This window comes from Mesorhizobium sp. WSM3626 (genome assembly GCF_000513935.1).
GTDB classification, from domain to species: domain Bacteria; phylum Pseudomonadota; class Alphaproteobacteria; order Rhizobiales; family Rhizobiaceae; genus Mesorhizobium; species Mesorhizobium salmacidum.
On sequence record NZ_AZUY01000020.1, the window covers coordinates 50,003 to 67,689 of the forward strand.

At 63.1% G+C, this 17,687-nt stretch carries 15 protein-coding genes and 1 pseudogene; 5 read left to right on the forward strand and 11 right to left on the reverse strand.

The annotated features are described in order from the left end of the window. Positions 1-74: 74 nt before the first annotated feature. Together plsY and M653_RS0115955 are read left to right on the forward strand one after the other, a co-directional pair. A complete protein-coding gene (plsY, locus tag M653_RS0115950) occupies positions 75-836 on the forward strand; it encodes a glycerol-3-phosphate 1-O-acyltransferase PlsY (protein ID WP_245262159.1) in 762 nt (253 codons plus the stop codon). Between the two features lie 74 nt (positions 837-910). Continuing rightward, complete coding sequence (locus tag M653_RS0115955; RefSeq protein WP_027144252.1) at positions 911-1,891, forward strand: GlxA family transcriptional regulator; 981 nt, start codon at positions 911-913, stop codon at positions 1,889-1,891. 19 nt (positions 1,892-1,910) lie between these two features. On the opposite strand, the gene M653_RS0115960 is transcribed toward M653_RS0115955, so the two are convergent. The 6 genes from M653_RS0115960 to M653_RS0115985 form a co-directional block, all read right to left on the reverse strand. Then, the gene (locus tag M653_RS0115960) at positions 1,911-3,065 is read right to left on the reverse strand and encodes an ABC transporter ATP-binding protein (RefSeq protein ID WP_027144253.1); all 1,155 of its coding nucleotides are present in this window, start codon (positions 3,063-3,065) and stop codon (positions 1,911-1,913) included. After that, positions 3,058-4,200 carry an ABC transporter substrate-binding protein gene (locus tag M653_RS0115965; protein ID WP_027144254.1) on the reverse strand — a complete coding sequence of 381 codons (1,143 nt, stop codon included), beginning with the start codon at positions 4,198-4,200 and terminating at the stop codon, positions 3,058-3,060. Before M653_RS0115965 ends, M653_RS0115960 begins: the two co-directional genes overlap by 8 nt. Continuing rightward, positions 4,197-5,039, reverse strand: coding sequence for an ABC transporter permease (locus M653_RS0115970; RefSeq protein WP_084636714.1), 843 nt, complete (start codon positions 5,037-5,039; stop codon positions 4,197-4,199). The genes M653_RS0115965 and M653_RS0115970 overlap by 4 nt, the downstream gene beginning before the upstream one ends. 13 nt (positions 5,040-5,052) lie before the next feature. Then, positions 5,053-5,931: an ABC transporter permease gene (locus tag M653_RS0115975; protein ID WP_032935355.1), complete on the reverse strand. Its 879-nt coding sequence runs from the start codon at positions 5,929-5,931 to the stop codon at positions 5,053-5,055. A 222-nt stretch (positions 5,932-6,153) separates the two neighbouring features. Then, a complete protein-coding gene (htpG, locus tag M653_RS0115980; protein WP_027144257.1) occupies positions 6,154-8,046 on the reverse strand; it encodes a molecular chaperone HtpG in 1,893 nt (630 codons plus the stop codon). 222 nt (positions 8,047-8,268) lie between these two features. Continuing rightward, positions 8,269-9,153 (reverse strand): hypothetical protein, encoded by an 885-nt coding sequence (locus M653_RS0115985; protein ID WP_027144258.1) that lies wholly within the window; start codon positions 9,151-9,153, stop codon positions 8,269-8,271. A gap of 174 nt (positions 9,154-9,327) precedes the next feature. Here M653_RS0115985 and M653_RS0115990 point away from each other — a divergent pair, with 174 nt between their 5' ends. Then, entirely contained in the window at positions 9,328-11,337 is a 2,010-nt protein-coding gene (locus tag M653_RS0115990; protein WP_032935356.1) for an ABC transporter ATP-binding protein/permease, read from the forward strand. Positions 11,338-11,389: 52 nt separating this feature from the next. On the opposite strand, the gene M653_RS0115995 is transcribed toward M653_RS0115990, so the two are convergent. Together M653_RS0115995 and M653_RS0116000 are read right to left on the reverse strand one after the other, a co-directional pair. After that, positions 11,390-12,112: a haloacid dehalogenase type II gene (locus M653_RS0115995; protein ID WP_027144260.1), complete on the reverse strand. Its 723-nt coding sequence runs from the start codon at positions 12,110-12,112 to the stop codon at positions 11,390-11,392. A gap of 42 nt (positions 12,113-12,154) precedes the next feature. Then, a complete protein-coding gene (locus M653_RS0116000) occupies positions 12,155-13,096 on the reverse strand; it encodes a DMT family transporter (RefSeq protein ID WP_027144261.1) in 942 nt (313 codons plus the stop codon). Positions 13,097-13,288: 192 nt separating this feature from the next. Here M653_RS0116000 and M653_RS0116005 point away from each other — a divergent pair, with 192 nt between their 5' ends. Continuing rightward, positions 13,289-14,179 (forward strand): LysR family transcriptional regulator, encoded by an 891-nt coding sequence (locus M653_RS0116005; protein WP_027144262.1) that lies wholly within the window; start codon positions 13,289-13,291, stop codon positions 14,177-14,179. A gap of 713 nt (positions 14,180-14,892) precedes the next feature. Here M653_RS0116005 and M653_RS01000000132690 read toward each other — a convergent pair. Beyond that, complete coding sequence (locus M653_RS01000000132690; RefSeq protein WP_156938204.1) at positions 14,893-15,432, reverse strand: hypothetical protein; 540 nt, start codon at positions 15,430-15,432, stop codon at positions 14,893-14,895. A gap of 118 nt (positions 15,433-15,550) precedes the next feature. Here M653_RS01000000132690 and M653_RS1000000136725 point away from each other — a divergent pair. Further along, positions 15,551-15,796, forward strand: a pseudogene (locus M653_RS1000000136725) (LysR family transcriptional regulator); the annotation flags it as partial. Between the two features lie 65 nt (positions 15,797-15,861). Here the strand turns inward: M653_RS1000000136725 and M653_RS0116020 are convergent. Both M653_RS0116020 and M653_RS0116025 read right to left on the reverse strand, forming a co-directional pair. Continuing rightward, positions 15,862-16,611: a glucose 1-dehydrogenase gene (locus M653_RS0116020; RefSeq protein ID WP_027144264.1), complete on the reverse strand. Its 750-nt coding sequence runs from the start codon at positions 16,609-16,611 to the stop codon at positions 15,862-15,864. 53 nt (positions 16,612-16,664) lie between these two features. After that, positions 16,665-17,669 (reverse strand): sugar-binding protein, encoded by a 1,005-nt coding sequence (locus M653_RS0116025; RefSeq protein ID WP_027144265.1) that lies wholly within the window; start codon positions 17,667-17,669, stop codon positions 16,665-16,667. Positions 17,670-17,687: the final 18 nt, after the last annotated feature.

Sequence of the window (17,687 nt, forward strand, 5' to 3'; positions counted from 1 at the left end):
CGTTCCTCGCGTTGAGAACCACACGGACGAACAATTGGACGCGATCAGCGTCCGATGTTCGTCGCGGGGATCCTGTGCACGAAGCCAAAGACCAGAGCTTTCTCAGCGAAACGATTCGCTGGCGAAAGGAGTTGGGCTTACCAAACCAACTCTGCCTTTTCCGACATGGGCTGTATAAGGATGTGGCCATTGATAGGCAACAGGGTGGACCCATGATCTTCTGGATAGCGAACGTGGCTGGACTGGCGATCGCCTATCTCTTCGGTTCCATTCCCACGGGCTATCTGGCGGGAAAGTTGCTCAAGGGCATCGACATCCGGGAGCATGGCTCAAGATCGACCGGCGCAACCAACGTGTTGCGGACGCTTGGCAAAGGGCCTGCCCTGGCGGTGCTGCTGGTCGATGTGTTGAAAGGCGTGGCGGCGATCGTCTTTATCCGCTGGCTCTGCGCATTGCCATACCTCACGCCACCGGCCGGGCTTGAGCCGCAAAGGTTTGTGCCCTGGGCTGTCTGCCTCGCCGGACTTGCCGTGCTGCTGGGGCATGGCCGCTCGATCTGGTTGAATTTCACCGGCGGCAAATCCGCGGCGACCGGGCTCGGCGTGCTCCTGGCGATGTCCTGGCCGATCGGTCTGGGTGCGGCGGCGGTTTTCTGCGTTGTGCTGGTGATTTCCAGGATTGTTTCCCTGAGTTCGATGCTCGCGGCGTTGACCGCGATCGCCCTCGTCTGCGGCATGCAGCAACCGTTGCCATATTGGCTGCTGGTGTTTGCCGGCGGGCTCTACGTGATCGCGCGCCATAACGCCAATATCTGGCGGGACGGAGCCTCGGCTTGAGCAAAACAGCCCGAAGACGGAACCGCAGGTTTAAGCTATCAGGTTAGAGGACATGGGGACGGTTCCGAACAACAATGGCTAGGCGGTTTGCGTTTCTCCTCGTGCGCGACTTCACGCTGTCGCCGCTGTCGCTGTTCATCGACACGCTGCGGCTGGCGGGCGATGAGGGCGATCGCAGCCGCAGGATAGAGTTCGACTGGGAGATCGTCGGCGAACGCGGTCTGCCGATCCGGGCAAGTTGCGGCGTCGAACTGCTGCCGACCGGGGGGGTCGGCAATCCCGAGGATTTCGATAATGTCGTCGTGGTCGGCGGCCTGCTCGACACCAACCGCAGCCTGAGTTCCGAAAAGGAGGCCTTCCTGTTGCGGGCCGCAGGGAAGGGCGTGCCGCTGACGGCGCTCTGCACGGGCAGCTTCGTGCTGGCGCGCTACGGCCTGCTCGATGGCTATAGCGCCGCCGTCAGCTGGTTCCACATCAAGGATTTCCGCAGCCGGTTCCCGGAGGTCAACGCCCATGCCGACAGCCTGTTTACCGTCGACCGTGGCCGCTCGACATGCGCGGGCGGCACGGGTGCCGCCGACCTTGCAGGCCATTTCGTGTGCCAGTTCATCGGCCAGAAGGCGGCGGAAAAGGCCGCCAAGATCCTGGTGCTCGACCGGATCAGAAGCAGCAGGGATGTGCAGCCCGTCGGCGACCTGTTTCCGGAGGCGTCGAGCCGGGCGGTGAAGCGCGCTTTGCTGTTGATGGAGAGCAATCTCCAGGAGACGCTGTCGGTCGCCGAGATCGCGACCCGCCTGAACTGCTCGCGGCGCCAGCTCGAACGGCTCTTCGGGTTGGAACTGGGCATCGGCCCGATGGCGGCATATCTCGCGTTACGAGTGCAGCATGCGAAGTCGCTGCTCGAAGGCAGCGACCTGCAGATCGGCGAAATCGCCTACCGCTGCGGCTTTACCAATGCCGGCCATTTCAGCCGCGTGTTCCGCCAGCAGACCGGCACCACGCCAACCTATCTCAGGCATCCCAACCGCAGGCCCGGCGGCGCGACGATACAATGAAGTCCGATACGTGCGGCGCCTATGAAATCCGCTGCCCGTCCTCGTCGAGCAGAACGCAGCCCTCGGGATCGAATCCGAGGTCGGCCGTCTCGCCTTCGCGAAGGACGCGGCCATTGATCGGCGCGTTGGCGCGGAGGCTGGTCTTGCCGCCGATGTCGATCTCGTAGATTGCGCTGCCGCCCAGATACGAGGCCGAGACGACACGGCCAGTGAGCCGGTTGACGCTCGTTCCAGCGCCGACCGAAAATTTCTGCGGCCGCACCACGACGGTGACCTTGCTGCCGTCGCCAAGCGGCCTTGGACAAGCCACGTTGATCGTCTGGCCGGTGGCAAGCACCACCGCTTGGCCGGACCTGCTCACGGTCCCGGCAAGCATGTTGGCCTTGCCGAGGAAGTCGGCGACGAAGGCCGTGGCCGGCGTCTCATAGACCTCCTCCGGAGTACCGATCTGTTCCACCGCGCCGGCGTTCATCACCACGATGCGATCCGACATGGAGAGCGCTTCTTCCTGGTCGTGCGTGACGAAGATGGCGGTGATGCCCGTTTCCTTCTGGATCTTCTTGATCTCGACGCGCATCTCCTCGCGCATGTTGGCGTCCAGCGCCGATAGCGGTTCGTCCAGCAGCAGCACCTGCGGCTCGAAGACGATGGCGCGGGCAAGCGCGATGCGCTGCTGCTGCCCGCCCGACAGCTGCGACGGCAGCTTCTTCTCGCTGCCCGGCAGCCGCACCATTTCGAGCGCCTTGCCGACCTTGCGGGCGATCTCTGGCTTCGGCACGTTGCGGTACTTCAGGCCGAAGGCGACGTTGTCGAACACGTTCTTGTGCGGGAACAGCGCGTAGCTCTGGAAGACCAGCCCGATGTTGCGCTTGTAGATCGGGACGTCGTCAACCCGCCGCCCGTCGATCATGATCTGGCCGCCCGAAATATCGACCAGGCCGGCTATAGAGCGCAGGATCGTGGTCTTGCCGCAGCCCGAGGGCCCGAGCAAGGTGACGAAGCTGCCCTTGCGGATCGAGAGCGAGAAATCGCGCACCGCGACGAACTTGCCGTAGGCGATGTCGATGTCGCGGAACTCGACCGCCGGGCTGTTCGCCTCGGCGGCCGCGCTCGCGCCGGCTGCCCCGGCCGGGACAGGCCGGGGATGGAGTTTCGTGCCCTGGCTTTCAGGCACCTTTGGAGATCCTGTTCCACTGCTTGGTCCAGGCGTCCTCGTTGGTCGCCCAGTAGGTCGGATCGGCGAAGGTCAGCGACTTCATCGTGCCGGTCTTGTCGAACGCCGGCAGCTTCTCGATCTTCTCGGTCAGCTTGACCTTGTTCGGGTCGAGCGACGGCGGATAGCTCTGGCCCTCGGCCACCGCGATCGAGGTCGCCGGGTCGAGCATGAAGTTGATGAGCTCCTCGCACTCGGCCATGGGCGAGCCCTTCAGGATCAGCATGTCCTCCATCCAGGCGTAGGAGCCGGCCGGATCGAGATAGCCGATCGGATGGCCCTGGTCCTGCAGCGCGGCGACGCGTCCCGACCACGCATCGGTCACCACGATCTCGCCCTTGGAAAGCAGGTCCATCAGCTCCGCGCCGGAGCTCCAGAACTTCTTGGCGAGGTCGCGCGTCTCGCGCACCTTGGCCCAGATGGCGTCCATGTCCTTGAGGTTGTTGGGATCCTGCCCGGTGGCAAGCGCCGCATACCAGACGCGCGTCGTCATGTCGGAATAGCCGCCAACCTTGCCGGCATATTTCTTGTCGAGAAGCAGGGCCGCGCCTTTTTCCTTGGCTTCCTCCGGCGAGATCACCTTGGTGTTGTAGGCGATACCCGTCGTGCCATAGTCGTAGGGTATGGCCGAAAGCTTTGGCGTCAGCTTGCGGAACGGCTCGATCATCGGCTGCAGCACATTCGCCATGTTGGGAATGTTGGCCTCGTTGATCTCCGAGGTCAGGCCGGCGTTCACATATTTGATGTAGTAGTTGACGCCCGAGGAATGGATGACCTGGTAGTCGCCGGGCTTGGCGGTCTTGATCTTGGTGATGATCTCGTCCTCGTCGCCGAACGTGCCCTGGACCACCTTGATCTTGGTCTTGGTCGTGTAGGGCTGGAAGGCGAACTTGTCGATCGCGTCCTGCACCGTGCCGCCCCAGCCATCGAAGCGAACCTCCTGGACAGCGGCGAGCGCCCGGCCCATCCATGGCATGGAAAGGCCCGCCGATGCCGCCGCGGCGGCGGTCAGTGTCAGGAAAGTGCGGCGGCTCAGGTCGCCATTGGCGTATCGGTCGTGCAGCCGCTCCAGCCGCTTCGTGGTGGTGAGTTTCATTGTGTTTCCTCCTTTGGTTCGCCACGTCTTCTCAGTTTTGTCAGGCTTTGCAGGATCAGGCCGCCGATCAGCGGGATGCCGACGGTCACCAGGATCATCACGGTGCCGAGTGCGTTGATTTCCGGACTGATCGAGATCTTGAGCATGGAAAGGATCTGGGTGGGCATGGTCTCGACGCCGGCCGGCCGCCAGAACAGGCTGGCCGAGGTGTTGTCGAACGAGATGGTGAAGGCGAGCAGCGCGCCGCCCACCACGGCCGGAATGAGCAGCGGCAGCGTGATCTCGCGGAACGACGAGAAGCGCGAGGCGCCGAGCGACAGCGCCGCCTCCTCATAGACGCGCCGGATGCCGATCATGCGCGCCTGCGCGATCAGCACCACATAGGGCACGGCAAGCAGGATATGACCGAGCACCAGGAGCAGCATGGTCCTCGGCTGGTCGACCGCCTTGATCAGCACCAGCAGGCCGACGCCGAGGATGGTTTCGGGCACCAGCGCCGGCAGGATCACCAGCGTGCTCAGCGCCTGCTTGCCGCGAAAATCGAAGCGCACCAGGGCAAATGCCGTGGTGACGCCGATGGCGGTGGTGACGATCGCCGTGACCAATGCGATCCACAAGGACGTTCGGAAGGCGGCCAGCACCGCCTCGTTGGCCATCAGCTTGCCGTACCATTGCAGGCTGAAGCCGGTCATCGGAAAGCCGCCGAACATCGAGGCGTTGAACGACAGGATCACCGTCGCCACGATCGGCGCGAACATGAAGATGTAGACGCAGACCGTGACGAAGCCGGTCAGCCGCCAGGCCCATCTGCCTTCCTGCTTGCGCCGTGTTCCTCTCATCCGCCAAGCCCCGTCATCCGCCGAGCCCTTTGACGATCTGCGACATGCCCATGTAGCGCGTGTAGACGGCGGCGAAGAAGCCGAGCACGACGAACAGCACGATCGAAAGCGTGGCGCCCATCGGCCAGTTCAGCTCGCCCATGATGGTGTCGTAGATCAGGTTGCCGAACAGCGCGTCGCGGCCCGAGCCGAGAAGCTGCGGCGTCACATAGCTGCCGGCGGCCAGCACGAAGCAGAGCAGCAGGCCCGCCGCAAGGCCTGGCAGCGACAGCGGCAGCGTGACCTCTCGGAACGCCTGCGCGCTCGTGCAGCCCATCGAGCGGGCCGCTGAAATCAACGTGCGATCAATGCTCTCCAGGCTGACATAGACGTTGAGGATCATGTAGGGCAGCAGAAAATGCAGCATGCCCAGGATGACCGCGCCCTCGTTATAGAGCATCGGCAATGGCTCGTTGATGATGCCCATTTTGAGCAGCGCGACATTGATGACGCCCTGTTCGCCCAGGATGTTGATCCACGAGAAGGTGCGGATGGTGAAGCTGATCCAGAACGGCACGATCAGCAAAAGCAGCAGCAGCCATTTGTGCTTGAAGGTCGTGGCCCAGATGAAATAGGCGGGGAAATAGCCGAGCACGCCGCAGAGCAGCGCCGTCAAGGCCCCAACCCTCAAGGTCTTCAAAAGGAAGCCGTGATAGTAGCTGTCGGTGAGGAATTCATGCCAGTTCGCGGTCGTCAACGCGCTCGTTTCCACGCCGGCGGTGACGAAGGTGAAGAAGGTGTAGGCGCCCATCACGGCGATCGGCAGCACCAGGAAAAAGATCAGCAGCAGGAGCACCGGCGCGACGAGCATCCAGGCCAGCCGTGGATCATACAATGTCCATCGTCGTTTCATGAGCACCCGGACGTCCGCGCTTTCTTCGAAGCGCTGTTTTGTTCCCGAGGCCAAGATTGGGTGATTGCAGGCCCGATGTCTACAGTCGGCGATTGAGCCAGTGGACTTCAACGCCTCGCCGGCTGCGAGAGACGTCGAAATTTGTCGGTAGACGGGGCGCCGTGCAGCCCCGTCTTGCAAGCTCGATCGACAAACACGCCGAGGACGGCTGGCCGGCGCGCCTCAGCCCTTCGAGATGCCGCGCGCGATCAGCCGGGCAAGGCGCTCCGAGAATGCCCTGGCGTCGGCCGGCTTGTCGCCGTCGAGCACGCGCGCCTCGTCGTAGAGAAGGTGGGCGGCATCGTCCTTGAAGGCCTGTTCGTCGTCGCCGAGGCCGGCGAGCGCCAGGACGCGCTCGTGGCGCGGGTTGATTTCGAGGATCGGTTTGGCCGTCTTGTCGAGGCGACCGGCGGCGTTGAGCAGCCGCTCGAACTGCCGGTCCGGACCATGTTCGGGCGCCACCAGGCAGACCGCGCTTTCGGTCAGGCGGTCGGAAGGCTTCACATCCGAGACGGCATCGCCAAGCGCCGCCTTGACGAAGGCCAGGAAGCCATCGACTTCGGGCGTCGCCGCGGTGTCCGGCTTCTTGGCATCATCGAGCAAGGGAATCTCGGAAAGTTCGGCCACGCCCTGCGTGACCGACTTGAACGGCTTGCCGTCGAACTCCGGCGCCATCGACGTCCAGAAACTGTCGACGGGGTCGGTGAGCAGCAGCACCTCGATACCGCGTGCCTTGAAACCTTCGAGCTGCGGCGAGGCTTCGAGCCGCGCGCGGTCGTCGCCGGCCATGAAGAAGATCGCCTTCTGGTCTTCCTTCATCGCCGAGACATAGTCGGCAAGGCCGCGCCAATTTTCGCCCGAGGTGGTCGAACGGAAGCGGGCGAGCTTCAAGAGCTGCTCGCGCCGCTCATGGTCCTCGTAGAGCCCTTCCTTGAGGACGACGCCGAAATTCTCCCAGATTTTGGCATAAGCCTCGGCCTCGTTCTCCGCCAGCTTGGCGAGATCGCCGAGCACGCGGTTGGTCAGGCCCTTGCGGATCGCGGCCAGCAGCGGGCTTTCCTGGATCATCTCGCGCGAGACGTTGAGCGGCAGGTCGGCGGAATCGACCAGCCCGCGCATGAAGCGCAGGTAGCGCGGCAACAAATCGGCCTCGTCGGTGATGAAGACGCGGCGCACATAGAGTTTCATGCGGCCCTTGCGGTCCTGGTCGAAGAGATCGAAAGGACGCGAGCCGGGCACGAAGGCCAGTACGCTGTATTCCTGCCGGCCTTCGGCGCGGAAATGGATGGTGGCGGCCGGCTCGTCATACTGGCCGGAGAGGCCACGGTAGAAATCGGTGTATTCCTCGGGCTTGATCTCGCTCTTCGGCCTTACCCAGAGCGCCGTGCCATCGGCAATGTCGCGCGCCTCGGCGCCGGGTTTCTCGATCAGCGTGATCGGCACCGGCACGTGGCCCGACTGCGACTTGGCCAGTTGCTCGAGCCGGTAGGATCCGGTGAAGGACACGGCATCGTCCATCAGATGCAGCACGACGCGGGTGCCGCGTTTGGGCGCCGCTTCGAGCGGGGCGGGCGCGATCTCGTAGGAACCCTTGCCGTCGGACGACCAGCGCCAGGCCTCGTTGCTCCCCGCCAGGCGGCTGATGACGTCGACGCGGGTCGCCACCATGAAGGCGGAGTAGAAGCCGACGCCGAACTGGCCGATGAGCTGCGTGTCTTCGCTGGCATTGCCCGCGCCGACGCGCTCGATGAAGGCGCGGGTGCCCGAGCGCGCGATCGTGCCCAGCGCCTCCGTCACGTCGTCGCGGCTCATGCCGATGCCGTTGTCCTCGACGGTGATCAGCTTGCTGTCGGCGTCGGCCGATATCGAGATGCGGGGTTTCGGATCGTCGGCCAGCAATTCCGGATGACTGACGGCCTCGAAGCGCAGCTTCTCGCAGGCGTCGGCGGCGTTGGAAATCAGTTCACGCAGGAAGACGTCCTTATCGGAATAGACCGAGTGCACCATCATGTGCAGCAGCCGCGAAACATCCGCTTCGAATGCCTTGGTTTCCGTCGCTTTTGTGTCTGTCGTCATTGCCGAGTTTCCCACGCTGTTCAGCCGCCCGCCGCGCCATGGCGCGTTCAGGACTTCCTTTCAACCATTTTCAACCGTGCTGGCAACCGCGTTCAGCAAGGCCAGCGCGCCGACAATATCGTGATGGGGTGCGGGGGCCGCAAGGGGGCGGAAACGGCGCTGACAGCGAAATAGCCGATTTCCCCCACGAGGGGGGAAATTGGCTGCTTTGGCGCATTGCCCCTACTTGCCCGCCATGTGGTCGGCAAGCGTCTGCGCCTGGGCAAGCAGTGCGGGGAAGACGGGGTTGTCGGGCAGGTTCTTGGCGATGCAGGCGCGGAAGTCGCTGTCGCCTTTTGCCCAGGCGGCGTCGGCGGCATCGGATGTATTGTCGTCGCCGTCGCCGGTGGCTTGCTTGACCAGTTTCTGCGCGGCGGCGTCGGCGGCGGTCCAGACCGCGTCGCAGGCCGCGATCTTCGGGACGGGGGGCGTCGCGGGCGCCTCGGCGATCATGACGCTGTTGCCCCTAACGAGCGTGACGACGACCTCCTGGTCGTAGTTCGGCCCGACATCCTGTGCCCAGCCGCCGAGGCGGGCAATCGCCATGTCGGCGCCATCGGGCGTCTTCAGGGTGAAGTCGAGCGTGCCGGTGAAAGCGGCGTCGCTGCCGATGGCCTGGGTATAGAAGGCATCGAGCTTCAGCGCTGCGTCGAAGCTGGTGGGCAGTTTGAGATCGGCGTCCGTCTCGGCGGCGCGCGATTGGAGCCAGCGCTCGACCAGCCCGCGCGTCGATACCACGATGCTGGGGCCGTCCTCAGTGCCGTGGCGCAGCCCGTCCAGCATGCCAAAGCCGACATCGGAGGAACTGAGGCTTTCGATGTTGATCGTGCCGGCCGCCGGAAAACCCTTGACCGTGAAAGGCCCGAGAAGTGCCGAAAGGCGCTGCTCGAGATCGGCGCGGGCCTTTTCACTGGCAGCATCGAGTGTCTCGACGGGAGCGTTCGCGCTTTCCATCGCCGCGATGGCTGATACCGCCTTGTCGCGCGCGGCGATGTAGTCGTCCTCCGGCGAAGCGGCATAGGCCGCACCGGCTGCCAGCGCGAACACCAAAGTCCAGACCAGACGCATCGTGGAACCTCCATTTTTACAAGCTCTTCGCGTGGCTTGGTGGCGATTGTGCGGCGGTGAAGTCTGGCGAGGCGTTGCAGATATCGGAGTACCAGGACAGCCTTCGCACGGTCGGAGGCCGTCATATGGAGAAGGACAATGAAACCTTCCGATTTCCACGCCGTTATGGCCGTTGTGGCAGACATCAAATCCAAACCGAAGCCGGCCGGCGGCGCCAAGCCAAACGGTGCCAGCAAGCCCCGCCGGGAGAAGGCACCCGATGTCGAGGCCGCCTCCGAGGTCGTGGGCGAGGCCGCACCGCCGCCAGCGGCGGGGGAGCCCGATCCGCAACTGAGCCCCGAACAGGCCGAGCAGGCGCGCAAGAAATATCTGCTGAAGCGTTTCTGGATCAGCGCGCGCGGTTATTGGAGCCGGCGCGGCGACAAGCTCGCCTGGCCATTCACGATCGGACTCCTGATTATGATCTGCGTCAATGTCGGCTTCCAGTACGGGATCAATGTCTGGAATCGCTCGATCTTCGACGCCATCGAACAGCGCAATGCACCGACCGTCTATTTCCTGAGCGCCGTGTTCGTGCCGCTGGTGCTTGGAAGCGCCAGCCTCGTCGTCGCGCAGGTTTATCTGCGCATGACCATCCAGCGCCGCTGGCGCTCCTGGCTCACCACATCGGTCATCGGCCGCTGGCTCACCAATGGCCGCTACTACCAGCTCAATCTCGTCAGCGGCGATCACCAGAACCCGGAGGCCCGCATCGCCGACGATCTGCGGATCGCCACCGAATCGCCCGTCGATTTCGTCTCCGGCGTGCTCAACGCTTTCCTGGCGGCCTCGACCTTCATCGTCGTGCTGTGGACGATCGGCGGCGCGCTGACGCTGCCGATCGGCGGCGCCAACATCACCATTCCAGGCTTCCTCGTCATCACAGCGGTCATCTATGCGGCCATCACCTCCACCTCGATGGTGGTCATCGGCCGGCATTTCGTCGAACTCTCCGAGCAGAAGAACCAGGCGGAAGCGGAATTTCGCTACACGCTGATGCGTGTGCGCGAAAACGGCGAGAGCATCGCCTTGCTCGGCGGCGAGCAGGAGGAACGCAGCGGCATCGACAGGACCTTCGCCGGCGTGCTGAAGCGGTGGGCAATGCTTGCGGGCCAGCACATGCGCACGGCGCTGGTCTCGCAGGGATCGAGCCTGTTCGCGCCCGTGGTGCCGGTGCTTTTGTGCGCGCCAAAATTCCTCGAGGGCTCGATGTCGCTCGGGCAGGTCATGCAGGCGGCATCGGCCTTTGCAATCGTGCAGGGCGCGTTCGGATGGCTGGTCGACAACTACCCGCGTCTCGCCGACTGGAACGCCTCGGCACGGCGCATTGCCTCGCTGATGATGTCGCTCGACGGGCTCGAGCGCGCGGAAGAGAGCGACGCGCTCGGGCGCATCACTCGCGGCCAGACCAAGGACGATACGATGCTCAGCCTCAACAATCTCTCCGTGTCGCTCGATGACGGCACCGCCGTGGTCAAAGAAACCGAGGTCGTGATCCAACCGGGCGAGCGGCTGCTGGTGGCCGGCGAATCCGGTACGGGCAAGAGCACGCTGGTGCGGGCGATAGCGGGGCTGTGGCCGTGGGGTGGCGGCAGCGTCGATTTCCACCCCGGCAAGCGCTTGTTCATGCTGCCGCAGCGCCCCTACATTCCCTCGGGCACGCTGCGCCGGGCGGCCGCCTATCCAGGTGCCGCCGACGACTGGACGGTTCCACAGATCAGGGCCGCCCTCGACAAGGTGGGGCTCGCTTATCTCGGCGACCGGATCGACGAAGAGGCGCCATGGGACCAGACCCTGTCGGGCGGCGAGAAGCAGCGGCTGGCCTTCGCGCGGCTCCTCCTGCACGCGCCCGACATCATCGTGCTGGATGAGGCAACGGCGGCACTCGACGAGAAGAGCCAGGACAGGATGATGGAGACCATCATCCAGGAATTGCCCAATGTGACCATCTTGAGCGTGGCGCACCGGGCCGAACTGGAGGCGTTCCACAGCCGCAAGATCACGCTCGAGCGGCGCAAGGGCGGCGCCAAGCTCGTCAGCGATATCGATCTTGTTCCGCGCCGGCGCAGGGGCTTGCTCGGCCGCGCCTTGTGGGGTTCCGGTGGGCGGGCCGAAAAGCGCGGCGCCGCCCGTAAAAAGACTTGATGGCCGTCAGGCGAGTTGGGCTTCCACCGGGATGGGGCCGACGGCTCCGCCATCAGCCGCGCAATTCCTCCCTATGCGCCTCCACGAGGTCGGCCAAGCTGTCGAAGCGGAAGTCCACCTTCGGCATGTCGCCGGGATGCATCGTGGCCCCAAAACCCTGATCGGCGTGCCGGCGGTGGATCCAGCACGATGCCAGGCCCAGCCGGTTGGCGACGGTGTGATCGTGGAACAGGCTTTCGGCCGTGTGCAGGACCTCCTTGTCGCCAATCCCGAGCGTCGCAAGCTTTTCAAGCATATAGTCGAAATTCCGGGGCGACGGCTTGTAGGAGCCAATGTCCTCCGCCGTGTAGATCGCATCGAAATCGACGCCGAGCTTCCTGTTGCTGAAGGAGAAGCTCGTATTGTCGACATTGGAGAGGATGATCAGCCTGTAGTGCTTCTTGAGGTATTGCAGGGCGGCGGCGGTGTCGGCAAAGGCCGGCCAATCCTTCACGCTTTGGCCATAGGCGATGCATTCCTCCGGCGTGGCCACGACGCCCCATTCCTCGGCGAGCCTTTTGTAGACGACAGCCAGAAGGTCTCGGTAGCGTTTCTGCGGCGTCCAGTTCTGCTGGCTGGATTCATGCCTTGCGTGCGCCTGCAGGATCTCGTCGCGGCCAAGGCCGCGGCCAACCCGTCCCGTCAGCGGCTTCAGGGCTTCGATCATGCCGGATTCCCAATCTATGAGGGTGCCGTAGCAGTCGAAGGTCAGGGCCTTGAAATCAGTCAGCTTCATGGGGTTCACTCCCTTGGGGTCCATGGTTGGTTTGGTGCGGGATCACGACAAATCGGCCGGTTGCCCGATCGGGCCTAGACTTGTCTCGCCCTTGGATACCGTGCCGCGCGGCGACGTCAGCCAGACGCCGAACAGCGTCACCGCAAGGCCGAGGACCATCGCCGCTGAAAGCGGCTCGCCGAAGAGCAGCCAGGCCCAGAGCATCGTCACCGGCGGGCTGAGATAGATCACGCTGCCGACCTGCGCGGCGCTGTGGAGGCGCAGGCTCACATAGTAGACGCCGTAGCAGAAGAAGGTCGAAAACAGCACCAGCCAGGCGATGCCGAACCCGAACCGGCCATTAAGCGGCGGCATCAGCCCGCCATTCCAGCCCGCGCAGGCGGCAAAAAGCATCGCCGCCGTCAGGCATTGGATGCACAGGCCCTGGTGGATGGGCATGTCGATCGTCCCCATCCGTTTCTGCAGCACGGTCGCCAGGGCGAAAACCATCATGGACGCGATGGTCACCATATATGCCCAGCCCGGCGCCGTTCCGAAGCTGAGGCTGTTGAGCGAGACGATCAGCACGCCCAGCGCCCCGAGCGCCGTTCCGGTCCATTGCCTCGATGTCAGCCGGTGGCCCAGGATGGGCTGCGACAGTGCCGCGATGGCGAGGGGGACGAGGTCGGAGATCAGCGCGACCAGACCGGTCGGCACGCGCTGGCCGATGGCAAGCGCGAAGCCGCCGAGATAGAGGAACATCATCGCCATGCCGAACGCCATCTGCCGCATCAGGGCGCGTGCGCCGATGCGCGGCCCGACCATGAGCGCGAAGGGCAGAAGGATCAGTCCCGACATCAAGGTCCGCCAGAACAGCACCAGCATGACGTCGGCACTCTCGCTGGCGTAGCGGATGCCGACGAAGCCGGAACTCCAGCTTACGACCAGCGCGGCCGCCATGAGCGGCCAGGCCAGGCGATGGGGCTGATGTTTCGGGAGCGTCATGCGGTCATTCGTTGAATGGGTGCGGGGTTGAATGCGTGCCGGGGCGGACTTATGGCGGTGCGCACGCGTTTGCACATGACAAATTCCGATGCATCCATGAAATTGCCACTAAATCTGGCATTTTAATTTGCCTGCGAACAGGTTCTGCGCGAGGATTTGGGAGCGCCGCTTTCGTTTCAAACGAGGATTGTCATGGCTGGAGTGATGAGCCGCCGCCTGGATGTCGATGCCTTGCGGGCGATGGTGGCGATCGAGAAACATGGCGGCGTCACCCGCGCGGCCGAGGTGCTGGGCCTGTCGCAGTCGGCCGTCAGCCACAAGATCAGGCGGCTGGAAGCGAGCCTCGACTGCGAAATCCTCAGCCGCAAGGCCAATGCGCCGATGTTCACCAGTTCAGGGCAGGATCTGCTGGGCTATGCCAGGCGCATCCTGGGCATCCATGACGAGGCGATCCTGAGCCTGTCGAAAAGCACGCTGCAAGGAAAGATCGCGTTGGGGATGACCGAGGATACGACCTGCACGGACCTGTCGCGCATTCTTGGCCGGTTTCGCCGGCTCTACCCTGAGGTGAGCGTGCGCACGCAAGTGCGTATGAGCCTGGCCTTGCAGAAGCTGCTGGGCGAGGGGGCGCTCGACGCGGCCATCATCCAGGTGTTCCAGCACGAGGTCCGGCCCACCGACATCCTGCTCTTCCGCGAGAGCCTGCATTGGGTGAAGTCGCCCGAGCTGATCCTGGCGAAAGGGGATCCGGTCCCGTTCCTGTCCTTCGACGACAACTGCTTCTATCGCCGTTGGGGCCTCGATCTCGGCCAGGACGAGGGAACGGTGTTCGAGATCGTGTTCGAATGTTCGAGTGCCGCCGGCATCATCGCCGGCGTGACCTCCGGGCTCGGCGTCGCGCTGCTCAGCCAGCGGCACCTGCAGCCCGGCATGGAGATTGCCGACAAGCAGTTCCCCAAGCCTCCGGACCTCGCCTACGTCATCCGTCGCGCCCGCAACGCCCGCAACCCCGCGCTGGAGACGCTGGTGAAGGAGATCGAGGCCGAGGTGAGACGCCACGGGACGCTGCAGATCGCGGTGTGAGGGGATGGCGGAGAGGCGTGGGCGTTCTGGATTCAAGAAAGTCTTGCTTTTCCCTCCATGAGCCGATCGATGCTGGACGTCTGCTTTGCGCCGCATCCATGGCATGCGCGAGGTCAATCGCTGATCCGAGCTGTCGGCGAAACGGGAGCGTGGCGCCTCAATGCCTTGCCCGCGCCGCCTCGGTCAATCCGAACGCAACAGTCCGCTTCCTGCGGTGGCGGCCTTTTGAATTTCACACGGCAGCGGCTGGGATGGGTTGCGGAACGCAAGGAACGAGTCAGCCGGCGTTCGCGTTATTTAAACTCGAACTAATGGAGGTAACCGTGAGAAAGCTGATATTGGCATCTGTGCTCGCGCTTGCTGCCACAGCCGCTGTGACTTCACCAACCAAGGCGCAATTTCTGTTCTCACCGTTCGGTGGTTTTTTTGGTGGTTTCGGAGGCCCGCCATTCCCCTACCGACCCTATTACAATCCGTATTACAACCCGTATTATGGCCCATACTACGGCTCGTATTACCAGCCATATCGACCGTATTTCCGATACCACCACAGGTATTATCACCGGTACTATTACCCGCACCGGCATCACCACCACAGACGACATCACAGGCACTACTATCGGTAGCTACGGTTGAGCCGTTGGTCAGGTTGACGATCCCTGTCAGGCGCGTTGGCAGGGAAGGAGGTCAAGCCCTCCCTATTCACCCGCTCATCATCTGGCGCGGTTCTTCGCGGACGGCTGCGATCTGTCCATGCCTTTCGATCCCTGGGCCGCTTTGACCAACCGATCCAGCACTGGGAAATCTTTCAAATCTCGATAGGGCGTCAGGTCGAGGTCGTGAGGGACGGCCTTCACCTTCTCCTCGTCGATGGGCTTCTCGTTGCTCTTCATCAGGGCCTGGTAGGCCTGCCATGAAACACGGGCTGCGCGGACGGCATCTCGCTCCGTCCGCAGCGCTATTTGGTGAGCATGCAGATAGTGAAGTCGCAATTTGTCCAAGAGCGATTTCTCGACCACTTCATGCGTGACCAAAAAGGGCGCAAGCCTTACGGCCCGGCCTTGCGACGCCATGGTGCGCGGTAAGTGGCGGTCGATATAGACGGTTCGCCCATCCTCGCTGTAACCGGCAAGATAAGGGATATCGAAATCGTGGTTCACCTCGACCCGCCGCTGCAAGGCAAGCACGACGTCTGTGAGGACGGCATTGTCCACATCCTCGGATTTGTGGCGGGCTTCGTCCTCGAGTTTCATCAGCAGCAACCTGCAAGCAAACGTGCCACCTCACCAACGAGGCCCTTTCCGCATTGTTCCTTCCGATCGCAATCATGATGATGCCGCGCTCTCTGCGGTCTCGGAAGTTTCCTGTTGGGGGGCGCTCGATGCGGCCATCATCCAGGTGTTCCAGCATGAGATCCGGCCCACCGACATCCTGCTCTTCCGCGAGAGCCCGCATTGGGTGAAGTCCCCCGAGCTGATCCTGTCGAAAGGGGATCCGATCCCGTTCCTGTCCTTCGACGATAACTGTTCCTATCGCCGTTGAGGCCTCGATCTCGGCCAGGGCGAGGGAACGGTGTTCAAGATCGTGTTCGAATGTTCGAGGGCTTCGGGAATTTTTTAGTGGCAGGCGATCTCTATCGCCCTGGCACACGCCCCGACAGACGGGTGAAAGCAGTTAGCGGTTCACAGCGAAACCGATAGACCGCCGTCGACGGCCAATACATGTCCATTGACGTAGGCGGCAGCATCTGAGGCGAGAAACACCGCGGCTCCACCGAGCTCCTCAGCCCGGGCCCAGCGGCCTGCAGGGGTCCGCGCTTCGACCCATTTGGTGAAGGCTTCGTCGTTCATTAGCGCGGTGTTGAGTTCCGTTGCGAAATAACCGGGCGCGATCGCGTTGATCGTGATGCCGTGACGGCCCATCTCAGCTGCAGTGGAGCGTGTCAATCCATGCAGGCCCGCCTTCGCGGCAACATAGGCATGAATGGTGGGACGGCCAAGGATCCCTGCAACCGATCCGGTGTTGATGATACGCCCAAACTTGTTGGGCAGCATCAAGCGCACGGCGTCGCGTATCATTCGAAAGCAGGACGAAAGATTGACGGCAATCACCCTGTCGAAATCCTCGTCCTCCCAGTCCACCAACGGCCTGCGATGCTGGATGCCAGCGTTGTTGATCAGAATATCCAGGCGGCCATGGCGTTCGACCATTCCTTCGAGCGATGCCTTCGAGATCGCCGCATCGGTGACATCGAACGGCAGGGCTTCGGCACCGATCCTTTCCGCCGCTGCTGACAGGGCGTGGATGTCGCGGGCATTGACGATCACCGTCGCGCCGTTCTCGGCAAGTGCCTTGGCCATGGCGAAGCCGAGGCCACGCGAAGCGCCCGTCACCAATGCGACACGGCCCTTGAGCGAGAACAATTGCGACATAGAGGTTCCTGTAGCAAGGGGCGGGAGTTTCCTCCCGCCCTTAGGCAAAAGCACTATTTGGCGACGCAGGTATCCGCTGTCTGTGGAGTACAAACGTCGAGGCCCGTGTAGGTCGGGTCAGCCGGCGGAGCCTTGCCGTCCTTCATATCCTTCAGTGCCATCATCGTCTTGTAGCCCATTTCGAACGGGCGCTGGCCAACCTGCCCGAGGGAGTATCCTTCCTTCATTTGTTCAATTTGCGTGGGCAAGGTATCGGCAACGACCAGCGCCAGTTCCTTCTTGGCGATCTTGTCCTTGTACGGCGCGACCGCAGCACGGTTGGCGTCGGGGATGAACTGCGGGAAACCACCGGTTGGGATGAACGCGTCGAGATTCGGGTTCTTCGCCATGATGTCTTCAAACTGCTGCACCGAAAGAGGAAAATCATCGTTGGTATAGAGCGGACAGCCTTCGATTTCGGTCCAGCCGTTCTGGCCGGTTAGCCGGTCCCCGGGCGAGGCGGCCGATTTGGTGCCCGAAAGCGTATCGCGAATGCCCTGCATGCGTTCATTGTGGTTGGCCGCCGCCGCGCCGCCCGATTGGATGCAGATCGTGCCCCCCTTGGGCTTGACCTGCATGGCCAGCTTGGCAAGGTTCACACCGATCTCATAATTGTGGGTGCCGATATAGGCGGCGCGAAGCTCCTTATTCTCGGGCAGGAGGTCGGAATCCCAGGTGAGCACCGGGATACCGGCTTCCTTGGCGGCCTGCAGCGCAACCGCCATCGCCGCGGCATTCGATGGCGACACGGCGATGCCGTCCACCTTCTTGGCTACGAGATCCTGCACGATCTGAACCTGCTCGTCGCCGCCGCCATGCTCGCCGGGGCCTATATACATGCACTCCACGGCGCCCTTCGATTCAGCTTCGGCTTTCTTGCAGCCGTCGCGTGCCTGGTCGAAAAAGGGATTGTTCATGTTCTTCGGTACCAGGGCGAACGTATATTTCGCCTGGGCGCCGGAAACGGCGAGCACCATTGCGCCAAGCGCCACGGCCGCCGTCAGCAGATGTTTTTTCATGTCACGTTCTCCTCCTAG

Bases quoted from the DNA above. Each gene is read 5' to 3' on its own strand.
- M653_RS0115955 (WP_027144252.1), top strand. From the start codon at position 911: ATGGCTAGGCGGTTTGCGTTTCTCCTCGTGCGCGACTTCACGCTGTCG.
- M653_RS0115965 (WP_027144254.1), bottom strand. From the start codon at position 4,200: ATGAAACTCACCACCACGAAGCGGCTGGAGCGGCTGCACGACCGATAC.
- M653_RS0115970 (WP_084636714.1), bottom strand. From the start codon at position 5,039: ATGAGAGGAACACGGCGCAAGCAGGAAGGCAGATGGGCCTGGCGGCTG.
- M653_RS0115975 (WP_032935355.1), bottom strand. From the start codon at position 5,931: ATGAAACGACGATGGACATTGTATGATCCACGGCTGGCCTGGATGCTC.
- htpG (WP_027144257.1), bottom strand. From the start codon at position 8,046: ATGACGACAGACACAAAAGCGACGGAAACCAAGGCATTCGAAGCGGAT.
- M653_RS0115985 (WP_027144258.1), bottom strand. From the start codon at position 9,153: ATGCGTCTGGTCTGGACTTTGGTGTTCGCGCTGGCAGCCGGTGCGGCC.
- M653_RS0115995 (WP_027144260.1), bottom strand. From the start codon at position 12,112: ATGAAGCTGACTGATTTCAAGGCCCTGACCTTCGACTGCTACGGCACC.
- M653_RS0116000 (WP_027144261.1), bottom strand. From the start codon at position 13,096: ATGACGCTCCCGAAACATCAGCCCCATCGCCTGGCCTGGCCGCTCATG.
- M653_RS0116005 (WP_027144262.1), top strand. From the start codon at position 13,289: ATGGCTGGAGTGATGAGCCGCCGCCTGGATGTCGATGCCTTGCGGGCG.
- M653_RS01000000132690 (WP_156938204.1), bottom strand. From the start codon at position 15,432: ATGAAACTCGAGGACGAAGCCCGCCACAAATCCGAGGATGTGGACAAT.
- M653_RS0116020 (WP_027144264.1), bottom strand. From the start codon at position 16,611: ATGTCGCAATTGTTCTCGCTCAAGGGCCGTGTCGCATTGGTGACGGGC.
- M653_RS0116025 (WP_027144265.1), bottom strand. From the start codon at position 17,669: ATGAAAAAACATCTGCTGACGGCGGCCGTGGCGCTTGGCGCAATGGTG.